The sequence below is a fragment of the Plantibacter sp. CFBP 13570 genome (assembly GCF_014841395.1).
Classification (GTDB): Bacteria; Actinomycetota; Actinomycetes; order Actinomycetales; family Microbacteriaceae; genus Plantibacter; species Plantibacter auratus.
The window spans coordinates 1-15,747 of the sequence record NZ_JACYTW010000026.1 but is presented as its reverse complement, the minus strand read 5'-3'; the positions used below and the strand labels follow the sequence as shown (position 1 = coordinate 15,747).

At 69.4% G+C, this 15,747-nt stretch carries 14 protein-coding genes and 1 pseudogene; 12 read left to right on the top strand and 3 right to left on the bottom strand.

Features of this window, described 5'->3' with window-relative positions:
- Positions 1-50 precede the first annotated feature (50 nt).
- A complete protein-coding gene (gene idi, locus IFT89_RS10525) occupies positions 51-596 on the bottom strand; it encodes an isopentenyl-diphosphate Delta-isomerase (protein ID WP_159877469.1) in 546 nt (181 codons plus the stop codon).
- A gap of 85 nt (positions 597-681) precedes the next feature.
- Between idi and IFT89_RS10520 the strand changes: the two genes are divergently transcribed.
- The 6 genes from IFT89_RS10520 to IFT89_RS10495 are packed head-to-tail and all read left to right on the top strand — an operon-like array spanning position 682 to position 5,890.
- A complete protein-coding gene (locus IFT89_RS10520; protein WP_202938896.1) occupies positions 682-1,755 on the top strand; it encodes a polyprenyl synthetase family protein in 1,074 nt (357 codons plus the stop codon).
- Positions 1,752-2,720, top strand: coding sequence for a phytoene/squalene synthase family protein (locus tag IFT89_RS10515; RefSeq protein WP_202938895.1), 969 nt, complete (start codon positions 1,752-1,754; stop codon positions 2,718-2,720). The genes IFT89_RS10520 and IFT89_RS10515 overlap by 4 nt, the downstream gene beginning before the upstream one ends.
- On the top strand, positions 2,717-4,297 hold the full coding sequence (gene crtI / locus IFT89_RS10510; protein ID WP_202938894.1) for a phytoene desaturase family protein: 1,581 nt from the start codon (positions 2,717-2,719) through the stop codon (positions 4,295-4,297). The genes IFT89_RS10515 and crtI overlap by 4 nt, the downstream gene beginning before the upstream one ends.
- Positions 4,297-4,650: a lycopene cyclase domain-containing protein gene (locus IFT89_RS10505; protein WP_159877475.1), complete on the top strand. Its 354-nt coding sequence runs from the start codon at positions 4,297-4,299 to the stop codon at positions 4,648-4,650. The genes crtI and IFT89_RS10505 overlap by 1 nt, the downstream gene beginning before the upstream one ends.
- On the top strand, positions 4,647-5,027 hold the full coding sequence (locus tag IFT89_RS10500; RefSeq protein WP_202938893.1) for a lycopene cyclase: 381 nt from the start codon (positions 4,647-4,649) through the stop codon (positions 5,025-5,027). The genes IFT89_RS10505 and IFT89_RS10500 overlap by 4 nt, the downstream gene beginning before the upstream one ends.
- Entirely contained in the window at positions 5,024-5,890 is an 867-nt protein-coding gene (locus IFT89_RS10495) for a prenyltransferase (RefSeq protein WP_064297137.1), read from the top strand. The genes IFT89_RS10500 and IFT89_RS10495 overlap by 4 nt, the downstream gene beginning before the upstream one ends.
- A gap of 102 nt (positions 5,891-5,992) precedes the next feature.
- On the opposite strand, the gene IFT89_RS10490 is transcribed toward IFT89_RS10495, so the two are convergent.
- Entirely contained in the window at positions 5,993-6,793 is an 801-nt protein-coding gene (locus IFT89_RS10490; RefSeq protein ID WP_202938892.1) for an isocitrate lyase/PEP mutase family protein, read from the bottom strand.
- Between the two features lie 205 nt (positions 6,794-6,998).
- On the opposite strand from IFT89_RS10490, the gene IFT89_RS10485 reads away from it, so the two are divergent.
- The 6 genes from IFT89_RS10485 (at position 6,999) to IFT89_RS10460 (ending at position 14,962) form a co-directional block, all read left to right on the top strand.
- Positions 6,999-8,108, top strand: a complete 1,110-nt coding sequence (locus tag IFT89_RS10485; RefSeq protein WP_079001239.1) for a LacI family DNA-binding transcriptional regulator — start codon at positions 6,999-7,001, stop codon at positions 8,106-8,108.
- 187 nt (positions 8,109-8,295) lie between these two features.
- Positions 8,296-9,990, top strand: coding sequence for an ABC transporter substrate-binding protein (locus IFT89_RS10480; RefSeq protein ID WP_202938891.1), 1,695 nt, complete (start codon positions 8,296-8,298; stop codon positions 9,988-9,990).
- Between the two features lie 3 nt (positions 9,991-9,993).
- The gene (locus IFT89_RS10475) at positions 9,994-10,971 is read left to right on the top strand and encodes an ABC transporter permease (protein WP_202938890.1); all 978 of its coding nucleotides are present in this window, start codon (positions 9,994-9,996) and stop codon (positions 10,969-10,971) included.
- Complete coding sequence (locus IFT89_RS10470) at positions 10,968-11,888, top strand: ABC transporter permease (protein ID WP_202938889.1); 921 nt, start codon at positions 10,968-10,970, stop codon at positions 11,886-11,888. The genes IFT89_RS10475 and IFT89_RS10470 overlap by 4 nt, the downstream gene beginning before the upstream one ends.
- Positions 11,885-13,654 (top strand): ABC transporter ATP-binding protein, encoded by a 1,770-nt coding sequence (locus IFT89_RS10465; protein ID WP_202938888.1) that lies wholly within the window; start codon positions 11,885-11,887, stop codon positions 13,652-13,654. Before IFT89_RS10470 ends, IFT89_RS10465 begins: the two co-directional genes overlap by 4 nt.
- A gap of 129 nt (positions 13,655-13,783) precedes the next feature.
- The gene (locus IFT89_RS10460; protein ID WP_202938887.1) at positions 13,784-14,962 is read left to right on the top strand and encodes a glycoside hydrolase family 1 protein; all 1,179 of its coding nucleotides are present in this window, start codon (positions 13,784-13,786) and stop codon (positions 14,960-14,962) included.
- 290 nt (positions 14,963-15,252) lie between these two features.
- On the opposite strand, the pseudogene IFT89_RS10455 reads toward IFT89_RS10460, so the two are convergent.
- Positions 15,253-15,747 (bottom strand): annotated as a pseudogene (locus IFT89_RS10455) (hypothetical protein); the annotation flags it as partial.

The window sequence follows — 15,747 nt, the reverse complement described above, 5'->3', positions numbered from 1 at the left end:
TCGCCTGAATCTGTTCGAAAACCGGCTCGATCCGCGCAGATCCGGGCGACTCAGCGAGCGGTGGTCTCCGCGAGGAGCGGCACGACGAGCGGCAGCTGGAGCGTGAGCCACGGGCTGAACGCGAAGGGCGCCTGTTCGACGGACTCGAGGAGCGATCCGGGTTCGGCCCAGGCCCACTCCATGACCTCGTCGGGGTTCGGCTCGGGCGTCGCGTCCGTGTAGGCGACGTAGACCGGGCAGATCTCGTACTCGACCACACCCGAGGCGTCGACGGCGCGATACCGGAAGTCGGGCAGCACCAGTTGCGGCGCGGAGATCGGCAGGCCGAGCTCGGCACTCGCCCGACGCAGCACGGCGTCCACGCTGTCCTCGTCCGGGCCGGGGTGTCCGCAGAACGAGTTCGTCCAGACGCCCGGCCACGTGAGCTTCGAGAGCGCGCGCCGGGTCACGAGGATGCGACCGTCGGGCCCGATGACGTGGCAGGAGAACGCGAGGTGGAGCGGCGTCTCCAGCGTGTGGACGGTCGCCTTCGGCGTGGTGCCGATGCGGGTGCCGTCCTCGGCGAGCAGGACGACGAGTTCTTCGGGTACCGACATGCGTCCATTCTCCCCGACGATCGGGGTGAACGCGAATGGACAGCTAGCGTACTAATCTCGCCGCTCCGTGAAGTAGCCTCGTGATATGGAGACCCACCACGTCGTCGACGTGCCCTATCGACAACAGCATCAGGTCGAGGATGCCCTCGAGCGTTTCCTCGAACTGGCGAAGACGCAGGCGGTGTCGTTCGGCGGCGCCGACTACCTGCGGCTCTGGGAGACCATCGAGCGCAGCATGGCCGGCGGCAAGCGGTTCCGTCCCCGGATGGTCATGACGGCCTACGAGGCGCTGGGTGGCGAGGACATCGTCGCGGCCGCCCACGTCGCTGCCGCCTACGAACTCCTGCACACCGCGCTGATCGTCCACGACGACGTGATCGACCGCGACTTCGTCCGGCGCGGCAGCCCCAACGTCTCCGGCAGCTACCGCGACATCGCGCAGACCGCGGGCATCCCGCTGCCGCTCGCCGAGCACCGCGGCATGTCCGTCGCCGTCATCGCGGGCGACCTCGCCCTGTCCGCGTCCTACCGCCTGATCGACCGCGCGGGGAGTGCCGACTCGGTCCGCACCCGCCTGCGCGAGATCCTCGACGACGCGATCTCCGCCTCGGCGGCCGGCGAGCTCGCCGACGTCGACTTCACGGTCGGCGGCGTCGTCCCGACGGTCGACGACATCATCCGCATGGAGCGTCTGAAGACCGCCTACTACTCGTTCGAGGCGCCCCTGCAGTCGGGCGGCGTCCTGGCTGGCGCTCCGGAGGCGACGATCGACGCGCTCGGAGCGTTCGGGCAGCAGATCGGCATCGCCTACCAGATCATCGACGACGTCCTCGGCGTCTTCGGCGACTCGAAGACGACCGGCAAGACGACGATCGGCGACCTCCGCGAGGGCAAGTTGACGGTCATGGTGGCGTTCGCAGCGGAGCAGCCCGAGTGGCACGCCGTCGAGCACCTCTTCGGCGACCCGGACCTCGACGAGGAGGGTGCCGCCGTCCTGCGCGACGTCCTCACGACGACGGGCGCCCGCCAGCACGCGACCCTGCTCGCCGGTGACTACGCCAACCGCGCCTGGGAGCAGCTGGCCTCGCCGAGCATCCCGGCGCAGCTCCGCGACGAGCTCCGCCCCATCGTCGCCACCGTGCTCGAGCGGTCGCGATGACCGCAGCAGGGGACGGGACCGGGCGACCGGCCGACGACGCCTCGGCAGTCGGCGACGCACGACAGCTCTACGACCGGGTCGCGCAGGAGACCGCCAGCATCGTCATCCGTCGGTACTCCACGTCCTTCGGTCTGGCGGCCAGACTGCTGGGTGGCGACATCCGCCAGGACGTCGAGAACGTGTACGCGCTCGTGCGCATCGCCGACGAGATCGTCGACGGCGTGGCCGCGGCAGCCGGGCTCGACCCCGAGCGGGTCCTCCGCATGCTCGACGCCCTCGAGCAGGACACCGAGGACGCGATGGAGACGGGGTACAGCAGCAACCTCGTCGTCCACGCCTTCGCCATCTCGGCGCGGTCCGCGGGCATCGAGGCCGACCTCACCCGTCCGTTCTTCGCGTCCATGCGCGCGGACCTCTCGCGCACCGTCCACACGCCGGAGACGTTCCGCGACTACGTGTACGGCTCCGCCGAGGTCGTCGGGCTCATGTGCCTGCGGATCTTCCTGCGCGGCCACGACGTCGACGACGCCCAGCGCGCCGCGTTCGTCGTCGGCGCCAGGAGTCTCGGTGCCGCCTTCCAGAAGGTCAACTTCCTCCGCGACCTCTCGGCCGACCACGACGAGCTCGGGCGCAGCTACTTCCCCGGGGTCGCCGTCGACGAGCTCACCGAGGCGCAGAAGCACAGCCTGCTCGACGACATCGAAGCCGATCTCGACCGCTCGGCAGCGGTCCTCGGGCAGCTTCCGAAGTCGAGCCGTCGCGCGGTCGCCCTCGCCCAGGAGCTCTTCTCGGAACTCGCCCGACGCATCCGGACGACGCCGGCCTCGGCGCTCGTCCGCACGCGTGTCCGGGTGCCCGACCCGGTCAAGCTCCGCATCGCCGCCGGCGCGCTCGCCGGTCGCACACCAGCCACGACCGGCACCACCGCCTCCATCCCGACGATCGACGAGAGTTCGCAGTCATGACCACCTCCCACAACCGGACCGTCGTCATCGGCGGCGGCATCAGCGGTCTCGCCACCGCAGCCCTCCTCGCCCGCGACGGCCAGCGGGTCACGCTGCTCGAACGACGTGAGGTGCTCGGCGGCCGCGCCGGCACCTGGGAGCAGGACGGCTTCACCTTCGACACCGGCCCGAGCTGGTACCTCATGCCGGAGGTCTTCGACCACTTCTACCGCCTCCTCGGCACCTCCGCCGCCGAGCAGCTCGACCTCGGGCGACTCGACCCCGCCTACCGCGTCTACTCGGAGGGCCGCGACGGGCACCTCGACCTCGCCGCCGACCGGGCCGGCAACCTCGCGCTGTTCGAGTCGGTCGAGCCCGGTGCCGGCGCGAAGATGGACGAGTACCTCCGCAGCGCGAAGGAGACGTACGAGATCGCCATCCGGAGCTTCCTGTACACGACGTTCGAGTCGTACCGGACGCTCGCGAGCCGTGAGGTCCTCGCCCGGATGCCGAAGCTCGCGACGCTCCTCACGGAGGACCTCGACACCCTGGCCGCGCGCACCGTCTCCGACGTCCGGTTGCAGCAGATCCTCGGCTACCCGGCCGTGTTCCTCGGCTCCTCGCCCTTCGAAGCGCCGAGCATGTACCACCTCATGAGCTACCTCGACCTCGAGGACGGCGTGCTCTACCCGCAGGGCGGCTTCTCGCGGATCATCGACACGATCGCCGAGCTCGCCCGCGCCGAGGGTGTGGAGATCATCACGGGCGCCGAGGTCACCGGCATCACCACGATGCCCGCCGGCCGCCGTGCCAGGGTCGACGGCGTCAACTACCTCGACGCCGACGGTCGTCGGCAGCTGCTCCGCGCCGACCGGGTCGTGTCCGCCGCCGACCTGCACCACACCGAGACGACGCTGCTGCCCCGCGAACTCCAGACCTACCCGGCCGAGTACTGGGAGAAGCGCACCGCCGGTCCCGGAGCCGTCCTCGTGATGCTCGGCGTCCGCGGCGAGCTCCCGGAACTCCTGCACCACAGCCTGTTCTTCACGGCCGACTGGCGCGACAACTTCGGTCGCATCTTCGGTGAGGAGACGAGCGTGCCCGACCCCGCGTCGCTGTACGTCTGCCGCCCGAGCGCGACCGATGCCGGCGTCGCACCCGACGGCCATGAGAACCTGTTCATCCTGGTGCCGGTCCCGGCCGATCCGTCCATCGGTGGCGGTGGAGACGCCCGGGTCGCGGAGATCGGCGACGCCGCCATCGCGCAGATCGCCGAGTGGGCCGGCGTCCCCGACCTCGCCGAGCGCATCGTGGTGCGTCGCGACGTCGGACCAGCCGACTTCGCGACCGACCTCAACGTCTGGAAGGGCACCGCCCTTGGGCCGGCGCACATCCTCTCGCAGAGCGCGATGTTCCGGAGCGGCAACGTCAGCAAGAAGGTCGACGGCCTGTTCTACACCGGTGGCTCCACCATCCCGGGCATCGGCCTGCCGATGTGCCTCATCAGCGCGGAGCTCGTCGTGAAGCGCATGCGCGGCGACCTCACCACCGGCCCGATGGCGGAGCCGTTGCGCGCGCGCGCCGAGGCGACCGGCTGATGGGTCTGCTGTACCTGCTGGCGCTGCTCGTCTCGATCACCGGGATGGTCATGCTCGACCGGCGGTTCCGGCTGTTCTTCTGGGCCGACCGACGGCGGGCCGCGATCATCCTGCCGATCGGCGTCGTGTTCTTCCTCGTGTGGGACCTGCTCGGTATCGGCACCGGCATCTTCTTCCGCGGTGAGACCTCGTTCATGACCGGGCTGCAGGTCGCGCCCGAGCTGCCGATCGAGGAGGTCTTCTTCCTGACGCTGCTCTGCTACCTCACGATGAACCTGTTCGGCGCGGCGCGACACACGCTCGGCCGGGTGTCGCGCCGGACGACCGGCGCCGCCGAGGTGAGCGGACGATGACCTACTGGGCCCTCAACGCATGGTTCCTCGCCGTCGTGGCGGTCGTCGCCCTGCTCGCGGTCGTGCGGCTCGATCGACGCCGTGCAGGCGGATCGCGATCCACCGGTCTGACGGCGGGCACGTGGCTGCTCGCGGTGGGCGGTGGGCTCGTCGTCCTCCTGCTCATGACCGCGCTGTTCGACAACATCATGATCGGCATCGGGCTCGTCGGCTACGACCCTGCACTCATCTCCGGCGCCTTCATCGGCATCGCGCCGCTCGAGGACTTCGCCTACGCCATCGCCGCGGCCGTCCTGCTGCCGTCCCTCTGGGTGCTCCTCGAGCGCCGAACCCCTGCTCCCGTCTCCCCATCCCCGTCCCAGGAGGACCCGGCATGAACCGACTCGGCCAGCTCGTGCTGTCCTCCCGACCGCTGTCGTGGATCAACACCGCGTACCCGTTCGCAGCGGCGTACCTGCTGACCACGCGCGAGCTCGACCTCACCTTCTGGCTCGGGACGCTGTACTTCCTCATCCCGTACAACCTCGCGATGTACGGCATCAACGACGTCTTCGACTACGAGTCCGACCTGCGGAACCCGCGCAAGGGCGGCGTCGAGGGCGCGGTCCTGGACCGCCGGATGCACCGGTTGACGATCTTCGCGGCGATCGTGACCAACGTCCCGTTCCTCGTCTACCTCGTCGTCATCGGGTCGCCGCTGTCGTGGCTCGTCCTCGCCATCAGCGTGTTCGCGCTCATCGCGTACAGCGCACCCGGCCTGCGGTTCAAGGAGCGGCCGTTCATCGACTCGCTCACCTCGAGCACGCACTTCGTGAGCCCGGCGGTCTACGGCCTCGTCCTCGCCGGCGCGGTCTTCACTCCGGCGCTCTGGGCGCTGCTCGTCGGCTACTTCCTCTGGGGGATCGCCAGCCACGCCTTCGGTGCGGTGCAGGACATCATCGCGGACCGGGAGGGCGGGATCGGCTCGATCGCGACGGTCATCGGTGCGGCGGCCACCGTCCGGTTCGCCTTCGTCGCCTACCTGGCCGGCGGTGCGCTCATGCTCGTGACCCCGTGGCCGATCCCGTTGGCCGGCCTGCTCGCGCTGCCCTATGCCGCGAGTGTGCTGCCGTTCTGGAACCTCCGCGAGGAGGACGCCGAGCGGGCCAACGCGGGCTGGAAGCGGTTCCTCCGCCTCAACTTCCTGACGGGCTTCCTCATCACGATGCTCATCATCTGGTACTGGTTCCTGACGTCCTGACCGGAACCCGCGGCGACCCTGTCTCAGGAGTCCCCGGGCGCGCCGCCGAGGTCACTCGGCGCCACGCCCGGATCCTCCTGAGAACGGGTCGTCAGTCGAGGCTCAGAGCTCGAAGGAGAAGCCGAGGTCCTCGGGGTACTCGCCGAGCTCGGTGAGGCCGGTCGCCGCGCGCTGGAGGGCGGCGAGGGTCAGACCGAGCGTGCCGGGGCCGAAGCTGACGCGTGAGACGCCGAGTTCGGCGAGGCGCTTGAGCGGGACCGCGCCGGGGTAGCCGATGACGGAGATGCGTCCGTGCACCTGCTCGATCGCCTTGGCGACGAGCTCCTCCGTGCCGAGTCCGAGGAAGAAGACGACGTCCGCACCGGCCTCGAGGTAGGCGTTGGCGCGCGCGACGGCCTCGTCCCACGCCTCGGGGTCGCCGGCGAGGGTGTCGACCCGGGCGTTGATGACGAGCGGGATGCCCGCGTCCTCGGCTCCGGCGCGAGCGGCGGCGACGCGGGCTGCGGCCTCCTCGATCGGGAACTGCGGGGCCTTCGCGGCACCGACGGAGTCCTCGAGGTTGATGCCGACGGCACCCGATTCGACGATGAGGCGGCGGACGTTCTCGCGAACGCCGGCCGCGTCGGGCGCGTACCCCTTCTCGAAGTCGATCGTCACCGGCAGGTCGACGGCGCCCACGATGATCTTCGCGGCGGCGATCGCCTCGTCGACGTCGAGGCCGCCGCCGTCTTCGAGCCCGCGGACGTTCGACACCGAGTGGCTCGCCGAGGCGAGGGCGACGACGCCGGGGGCTTCGGAGACGACCTTCGCGGTGATGGCGTCCCAGACGTTGGTGACGATGAGCGGGGAACCCGGCTCGTGGAGGGAGTTGAGGAGGACGGCTTTGGCATGCTGATCAGTCATGTCCGCAGTCTGCCAGCGGACGTCGGCCGCCCAGCCGACAAGCGTCGAGAATTCAGGGAACGTTCGGGTTGGCTGCGGTTCCCGGCTCGTGTGGGCCGCTCCCGTGACGCAAGACGAGGGCGCTCCGCGCGGCATCCCATGTCGCCGGTGGACCGGGCGGGCAGGATGCCGTGCGTATCATTGGTGGCCGAAGGAAGGCGTTCCCATGACGAAACCGCCGACGGTCTACGACGTCGCGCACCACGCCGGCGTCTCCATCGCCACGGTCTCGCGGGTGCTCAGCCGCCCTGACGACGTGAAACCGGCCACCCGAGACCGCGTGCTCGCCTCGGTCGGCGAACTCGGGTACGTCCCGAGTGGTGCCGCCCGAGGACTCGCCGCGCGCCGCACCGGCGTCATCGGTCTGTTCTTCCAGGGGCTCGACGCGATGGACGACCTCGGGGACATCGCCCTCGAGGGTGACGAGGCGGCGGCCGGGGGAGCGCGCATCGTCCGCGACATCCCGGAGCGGACCGACACGCGGACGCTCAACCTCTACTTCGACGAGGTGCTGCGCGGCTGCGAGCTGGAGTCCTGGAGGAGCGGGTTCGCGCTGCTCGTCGGTGTCGGACGCGGATCCACGGCGACGCAGACCGTGCGCGACATGGCGGGTCGGGTGGACGGCCTCATGGTGCTGGCCGGGAGCGCGAGCGAGGAGGAGCTCGCGCGCTTGTCGCGGCACGTCCCGATCGTCGTGATGGCGGGGCCCCGGCGCGGCGATGACCTCGACCACGTCTCCGTGAGCAACGCCGAGGGGATGCGCACGCTCACGGCGCACCTCATCGACGACCTCGGTGCCCGAGAGCTCGAGTACGTGGCGGGAAGCCTCGGCTCGCCCGATGACGCGGAGCGCTGGAGCGGGTTCCGCGCGGCCCTCGCGGACCGCTCGCTCGAGGCCCCGGAGGAGCCGACCCTCCGCGGCGACTTCACCCGGGAGGGCGGGCGACGGGTCGGTCGGGAGCTGTTCCGACGCGACGGGCTGCCGCGGGCCGTCGTGTGCGCCAACGACCAGATGGCGCTCGGCGTGATCGACGCCGCCAGGATCGCGGGGGTCGCGGTCCCGGACGAGCTCATCGTCACCGGATTCGACGGCATCGACGCCGGCCGCCTGTCCGCTCCGCGGCTCACGACGGTCCGGCAGCCGATGGAGACGCTCGGCCGGGTCTCCGTGCAGGCGCTCGCCCGTCGCCTCGCCGAGCCGAAGCTGCCCGCGATGTCCGTCCGACTCCCCGTCGAGGTCGTCCTCCGCGAGAGCTCCGAGTCGATCACGTCCTGATCATCGCCTCCCCTCGCGTTCACCATTCAGGAAGCCCGCGGCGTGCCGCGACGCGTCCGTCCGCCGCGAGGCCGCCGCGCCGAGGCTCTCCTGAATTGCGAACAGGATCGGATGTCCGACACGGGTTGCGTCGGGCAATGTATGCGCTTACACTCAACCGGTACAGACTTCAGCAAGGACGGTGGCGATGACGCACACGACGCACGAGCGGACCAAGGTCCGCAGGCGCAGACGACTCGGAGCAGCGGCGATGATCGCCGCGGCGGCCTTGCTCGTCTCCGGCTGCAGCATCCAGATCAAGAGCGAGCCGGATCCCTCGATCCCGGCCGACACGATGCTGCTGGCCTCCGACAAGGGCACCCCCATGCTCGAGCGGAACTTCAACCCCTACCTCGTGAACAAGCGCTCGGCCTCGAGCTACATCTACGAGCCGCTCGTGATCATCAACGTGCTCGACGGCAAGGAGACGCCGTGGCTCGCCGAGAAGGTCGACCTCCCGGACGCCCGCACGATCGACTACACGATCCGCGACGGCGCCACCTGGTCCGACGGCGAGGCCTTCACCCCTGAGGACGTCAAGTTCACCTTCGACCTCATCAAGCAGTACCCGACGCTCGATCAGAAGGGCGCCTGGCAGCACATCGACACGATCGAGGTCAAGGGCCAGCACGTCATCATGCACCTGCTCGACGACGACGCCCCCGCGGCCGACATCGTCTCGCAGACGCTCATCGTCCCGGAGCACATCTGGAAGGACGTCAAGAGCCCCGACACCTGGCGGAACCCGAACCCGGTCGGTACCGGTCCGTACGTCCTCGGCAACTACACCTCGCAGCAGTACACGATGGACAAGAACGAGACCTACTGGCAGGCCGACAAGATCGAGGTCAACCACCTCGTGATCCCCGCGGCCACCGGCGAACTCGACATCGTCACGAAGGGCTTCGACTGGGCGTACTCGTTCCTGTCGAACGTCGAAGGCACCTGGGGTGCGGCCAACGACCACAACAAGTTCTGGTTCCCGCCGGGAGGCGTGATCGGGCTCGTGCCCAACATGGACGTCGCCCCGTTCGACAACGTCGACGTCCGTCGCGGCATCGCCCTGGCGCTCGACCGCGACAAGATCGCCGACGCGGCGACCGAGGGCTACCTCGGTGCAGCCGGCCAGTCGAGCCTCATGCTCCCCAACCAGGAGGACGAACTCGACCCGACCCTGCCGAACCAGGGCATGATCACGCAGGACACCGCCGGCGCCCTCGAGGCCTTCGCGGCCGCCGGGTACACCCAGCAGGGTGGCAAGCTCGTCGACGCGTCGGGCAAGCAGTTCAGCTTCTCGATCACGACCGCCAACGGCTACGCGGACTGGCTCCGCGCGGTCCAGGAGGTCCGCAAGGAGCTCGGTGCCCTCGGCATCGACGTGCAGATCAAGCAGCCGCAGCCGCCGGGCTACCAGCAGGCCATCCAGAGCGGTGCCTTCGAGGTCGCCATGGGCGGCATGGGCAACGGCATCATGTTCCAGGGCTTCAACAACAGCTTCAACAGCGAGTTCGCGAAGCCGATCGGTGAGACGACGTCCAGCAACTTCGGCCGGTACCGCAACCCGCAGATGGACGCGCTGCTCGCCCAGTACAAGGCGACCACCGACGAAACGACCCGTCTGGGGCTGAGCCACCAGATGCAGCAGATCGTCTACAGCGACTTCCCGGTCATCGGCATGTACTACGGCGGACTCTGGGGCCTCTACAACGACAAGAAGTTCACCGGCTGGCCCGATGCGGACAACCCGTATGCGCCGCTGCAGACCTACGACCAGACCCCGCTCCTGGTGTTCACGCACCTGAAGCTCCGAACTTCGACAAGCTCAGCGACCGAGGGGGAATAGCGCATGTACGTTCTCCGCAAACTCGGCCTCTTCGTCCTCACCCTGTGGGCGGCCGTCACGCTGAACTTCCTCCTGCCGCGGCTCATGCCAGGCTCGCCGACCGACGCCGCGATCGCGAAGCTCGCGCAGAACGGTCCGGTCTCCGCGGCCACACGCGCGGCGATCGAGGCCCAGCTCGGCGTCCCCGGCGGCAACCTCTGGGAGCAGTACGTCACGTACCTCCACCAGGTGGTGACGCTCGACTTCGGGGTCTCGTACACCTTCTTCCCGCAGTCCGTCGGCGAGCTCATCTGGCAGGCGTTCCCGTACACGATCATCCTGCTCGGGATCGTGACGATCGTCGCCTTCATCCTCGGCACGCTCATCGGTGTGCTCGCGGCCTGGCGTCGGAACACGTGGCTCGACGCCCTGCCGACCCTGACCGGCACCTTCGCCAGCACCTTCCCGTACTTCTGGACGGCGCTCCTCCTGCTGTTCTTCGCCGGCTACGTCCTCCACTGGTTCCCGACCTCGGGCGCGTTCGGCCCGACGGCGTCGCCGGCCTTCACCTGGGACTTCATCGTCGACGTCGCGTACCACGCGGTGCTGCCGGCGCTGACGATCCTCGTGACGAGCCTCGGTGGCTGGATCATCGGCATGCGCAACGCGATGATCAACACCCTCGGTGACGACTACGTGACCTTCGCCGAGGCGAACGGGCTCCGCGGTCGCACCGTCGCCGTCAAGTACGCGGCCCGCAACGCGATCCTCCCGAACCTCACCGGCTTCGGGCTGGCGCTCGGCGGTGTGGTCGGCGGCTCGATCCTCGTGGAGCAGGTCTTCGGGTACCCGGGCATCGGCTTCCTCCTGTTCAATGCGGTGATCGGACAGGACTACCCGCTCATGCAGGCGCTGTTCCTGCTCATCACCGTGAGCGTGCTCGTCGCCAACTTCCTCGTCGACATCCTGTACGGCGTACTCGACCCAAGGACCCGCCGATGACCACCACACAGCACGTCAAGACACTGCAGTCCGACGCACCCGTCCGTCCGCCGCGGAGGTTCGCCTTCATCGGTCGCTCGGCGGCGACGCTCTGGGCCAACTGGAAGTCACGCCTCGGCCTGATCATCCTCGGGTTCTTCATCCTCGTCGCGATCTTCGCGCCGCTGCTCGCCCCGTACGGCGCGAGCCAGGACGGGTTCCCGCGCAACGCCGACTCGAGCCCCGAGCACTGGTTCGGGACGACGGCGGCGGGCGAGGACGTCCTCAGTCAGCTCATCTACGGTTCGCAGATCAGCGTCACGGTCGGGTTCATCGCCGGCATCCTGTCGACGATCGTCGCGGTCCTGATCGGCCTCAGCTGGGGCTACATCAGGGGCTTCGGCGCCGAGGTCGTGAACTTCATCGTCAACCTGTTCCTCGTGGTGCCCGGCCTGCCGCTCATGATCGTCATCGCCGCGTACCTCCAGAACGGTGGGCTCGTGATGATCGTCGCGGTCATCGTGATCACCGGGTGGGCGTGGGGTGCCCGTGTGCTCCGCAGCCAGACGCAGTCGCTGCGTTCGCGCGACTTCGTGACCGCGGCCCGCTTCTCCGGCGACCGACCGTTCCGCATCGTGTTCAACGAGATCCTGCCGAACATGACCTCGCTCATCGCCGGTGGCTTCTTCGGTGCCGCGACGAGTGCGATCCTCGCGGAGGCCGGCCTCGAGTTCCTCGGCCTCGGCGACTCGTCGATCGTCAGCTGGGGCACCATCCTCTACTGGGCGCAGAACTCCAACGCCCTGCTCACCGGTCAGTGGATCCTCCTCTTCGCCCCCGGTCTCTGCATCGCGCTCCTCGCGATGAGCCTCACCCTCATCAACTTCGGTGTCGACGCGATCAGCAACCCGCGCCTCCGTGAAGGGAAGTCACGATGAACGCCGTCAACCTCCAGGCCGAGAGCGCATCCGCGCCGGCAGCCGGGACCGGAGCGCTCCTCGAGGTCCGCGACCTGTCCGTCGTCTACGAGTCCGTCGGTGCCGCGCCGGTCCAGGCGGTCGACCACGTGTCGTTCTCCGTCGGCGCCGGCGAGTTCATCGGGCTCGTCGGCGAGTCCGGCTCCGGGAAGTCGACGCTCGGCTTCGCGGCCACCCGCTTGCAGAAGCCGCCGGCCCGCATCAACGGCGGGCAGATCCTCTTCGGTGGCAAGGACATCCGCGAGCTCGGTGACGAGGCGCTCCGCGAGCAGCGTCAGGGTGGGTTCGCCATGGTGCTGCAGTCGGGCATGAACGCGCTCAACCCGGTCCGCACGATCCGCAACCACTTCGTCGACATCTTCAAGGCGCACGGGCACGTCTCCCGCGACCGCTGGGACGCCCGGATGGCCGAGCTGGTCGGCAAGGTCGGGCTGACGCCGCAGGTGCTCGCCCGTTTCCCCGGTGAGCTGTCCGGCGGCATGCGTCAGCGCGTGTCCATCGCGCTGGCCCTGTCGCTCGAGCCTCGCCTCATGGTGTTCGACGAGCCGACCACCGCGCTCGACGTCCTCGTGCAGCACGCGATCATGGACACGATCACCGAGCTGCAGCAGGCCGAGGGGTTCACCGCCATCCTCATCAGCCACGACCTCGGTGTCGTGCTCGAGGCGACCCAGCGGGTGCTCGTCATGCACGAGGGCCGCATCGTCGAGGACGCCCCGAGCCGTGACATCCTCGAGCGGCCCCAGGACCCGTACACGCGGATGCTGCTCAGTCACTACGCCGACCCGCGCGCCGCGGTCGTCGAGCTGCCCGGCTTCCCCTCGCGTGCGAACCGGGGCACTACTCCGGTGTCCGGCACCACGACGAGCGTCCCGACCGCGACGAGCGCGAGCTCGGAGTCAGGCAAGGCCTCGTCGCGCGCCGGTCGCTCGGCCGAGTCGGCGGTCATCGTCGACGCCGTCTCGAAGGTCTACCCGCCGCCGCGCCGCGGTGAGTCCGCGGTGACGGCCGTCGACGACGTGTCGTTCACGCTCGAACCCGGCCAGTCGCTCGCGCTCGTCGGGGCCTCGGGCTCCGGCAAGTCGACCATCGCGAAGCTCATCACGGGCATCGAGAAGCCGACGTCCGGTGCGGTCCGCTTCGGCGACCTCGACGTCGCCCAGCTGAACCGCAAGGGCATCCGGAACCTGCACAAGAACGTGCAGATGATCTTCCAGGACCCGTATGCGGCGCTCAACCCGCTGCACACGGTCGAGTACACGCTCACCCGGCCGGTGGTGAACTTCACCGGGCTGAAGGGTGACGCGGTGCGCAAGCGCGTGCTCGAACTCCTCGAGACGGTGGGCCTCTCGCCCGTCGAGCAGTTCGCGGCGAAGCTGCCCCACCAGCTCTCCGGTGGACAGCGGCAGCGCGTCGTGATCGCCCGGGCGCTCGCGAGCGACCCGCAGGTGCTCATCGCCGACGAGCCCGTCTCGATGCTCGACGTGTCGCTGCGTGCCGGTGTGCTCGCACTGCTCGAGGACCTGCGCGAGCAGTGGGGCGTCTCGATGCTCTACATCACGCACGACCTGCTGTCGGCGCGACTCGTGACCGACAACATCATGGTCCTCAACCAGGGTCGCGTCGTCGAACGAGGCGAGACCGCGCACGTCCTGCAGCACCCGCAGGATCCGTACACGATCCAGCTGCTCGACGCCGTCCCCAACCCGGCCCGCGCCAAGCGCTGACGCCCGTCCCGTCCCTGCGCCCACCCCTCCCGGTCCCTGAGCCCACCCCTCCCGGTCCCTGCGCCCACCCCTCCCGGTCCCTGAGCTTGTCGAAGGGCCACACCCCAACATGAAACAGGAGCAACACCCGTGCTGACCTTCCCCGACGGCTTCCTCTGGGGCGCCGCCACCGCTGCACACCAGATCGAGGGCAACAACATCAACAGCAACTGGTGGGTGCACGAGCACGAAGCCGGGACGAACATCGTCGAGCCCTCGGGCGACGCGATGGACAGCTACCACCGCTACCGCGAGGACATGCAGCTGCTCGCCGACGCCGGGCTCAACACCTACCGGTTCAGCATCGAGTGGGCGCGGATCGAGCCCGAGCGCGGCATCGTCTCGCGTGCCGAGGTCGACCACTACCGTCGCATGGTCGACACCGCGCACGAGCTGGGACTCAACCCGGTCGTCACGCTCATGCACTTCACGGTGCCGCGCTGGTTCGAGCGCGACGGGTTCTGGCGGGCGAAGGACGCCGCCGACCTCTTCGCGCGGTACACCGAGCTGACCCTGCCGATCGTCGGCGAGGGTGTCGATCACGTCTGCACCATCAACGAGCCGAACATCGCCGCGATGCTCGCCGGTGGTGAGGACGCGGCGAACCTCGTCGCGTACGGCCTGCCGAACCCTGATCTGTTCGTGGCGGACGCGCTTCTCGAGTCGCACAAGCGTTCGCGCGAGGTGCTCTCGCAGGTGTCCGGCCTGAAGTCCGGCTGGACCATCGCGACGCAGGCGTTCCGGTCGAACGGCGAGCCGGGTTCCGACGAGATGCTGCGCGAGTACGGCTACCCGCGAGACGACTGGTACCTCGAGCAGTCCGCCGGTGACGACTTCCTCGGCGTCCAGGCGTACACGCGCACGTTCATCGGGCCGAAGGGTCCGCTGCCCGTCGAGGACGGCGTCGAGACGACGCTCACCGGCTGGGAGTTCTACCCGCCGGCCGCAGCCGAGGGTGTGCGGAGCGCCTGGGAGCTGTCGGGTGGGGTGCCGATCATGATCACCGAGAACGGTATCGCGACCTCGAACGACACGCGTCGGATCGACTACACGGACGGCGCCCTGCGCGAGCTGCACGCCTGCATCCAGGACGGGATCCAGCTCGAGGGGTACCTCCACTGGAGCGCGCTCGACAACTACGAGTGGGCGAGCGGCTTCCGGCCGACCTTCGGCCTCATCGCCGTCGACCGTGAGACCTTCGTCCGGACGCCCAAGCCGAGCCTCGCGTGGCTCGGGGACGTCGCGAAGGCGAACGGCCTCACGGAGTAGCTGACGTTCGCAATTCAGGACCTCTCCGGCGTGTCCGTCCCCGGAACCCGCTGACGTGCCGCGACGCGCCCCGGGTCTCCTGAGTTGTGAACGGAGGGACCGCAGATGGTGTGTGTCCGCAATTCAGGACGCCTCCGGCGCGGCGCCCCCGATTGCGGTCCGGTTGGCTGCGACGCGCGGTACTGGTCCTGAGTTGTGAACGGAGAAAGCCCCGGGCAGCGATTGCTGCCCGGGGCTCTGTGCATGGTGGTCGGCTGGGGTCCGCATGGGCGGAAGACGCCGGCGGCCGGTCAGCGCTCGCTGCGCGCGCCGCGACCGAAGCGACCACGCGGGCCGTGTTCGTGCGCCGTGTGCTCGTCCCGGCCGAAGGCTCGGGCGATGCTCTCGAGGCTGGCGAGCGTCGTCGCGAGGTCCTCGGGCGAGACGGCGTCGGCGACGGTCTGGCGGACCGCGTCGACCTTGGTGCGGAGCGCGTCGTGCGCCTCGCGACCGGCGTCCGTCAGGGTGATGCCGTCGGCGTCGACGATGACCCAGCCGCGGGCGGCGAAGTCCATGACGATGTCCGCGGTCGAGCGACGAGGACCGCGGTGGTGGCCGTGGCCAGGACCGAACGGTGCGCCGCCGGAACGGTGATCACGACCGAAGCCGCGACCGGACTCGCGGCCGCGCCCGAAGGCCCGATCGTGAGCGGGGTGGCCGTGCTCGTGGCCGCTCGGACGCTCGGCGGATGCGGTGTCCGCCGTCGTCTCGGCGGTGCGCTCCGGGCGACCGAAGCCGCGACCGGG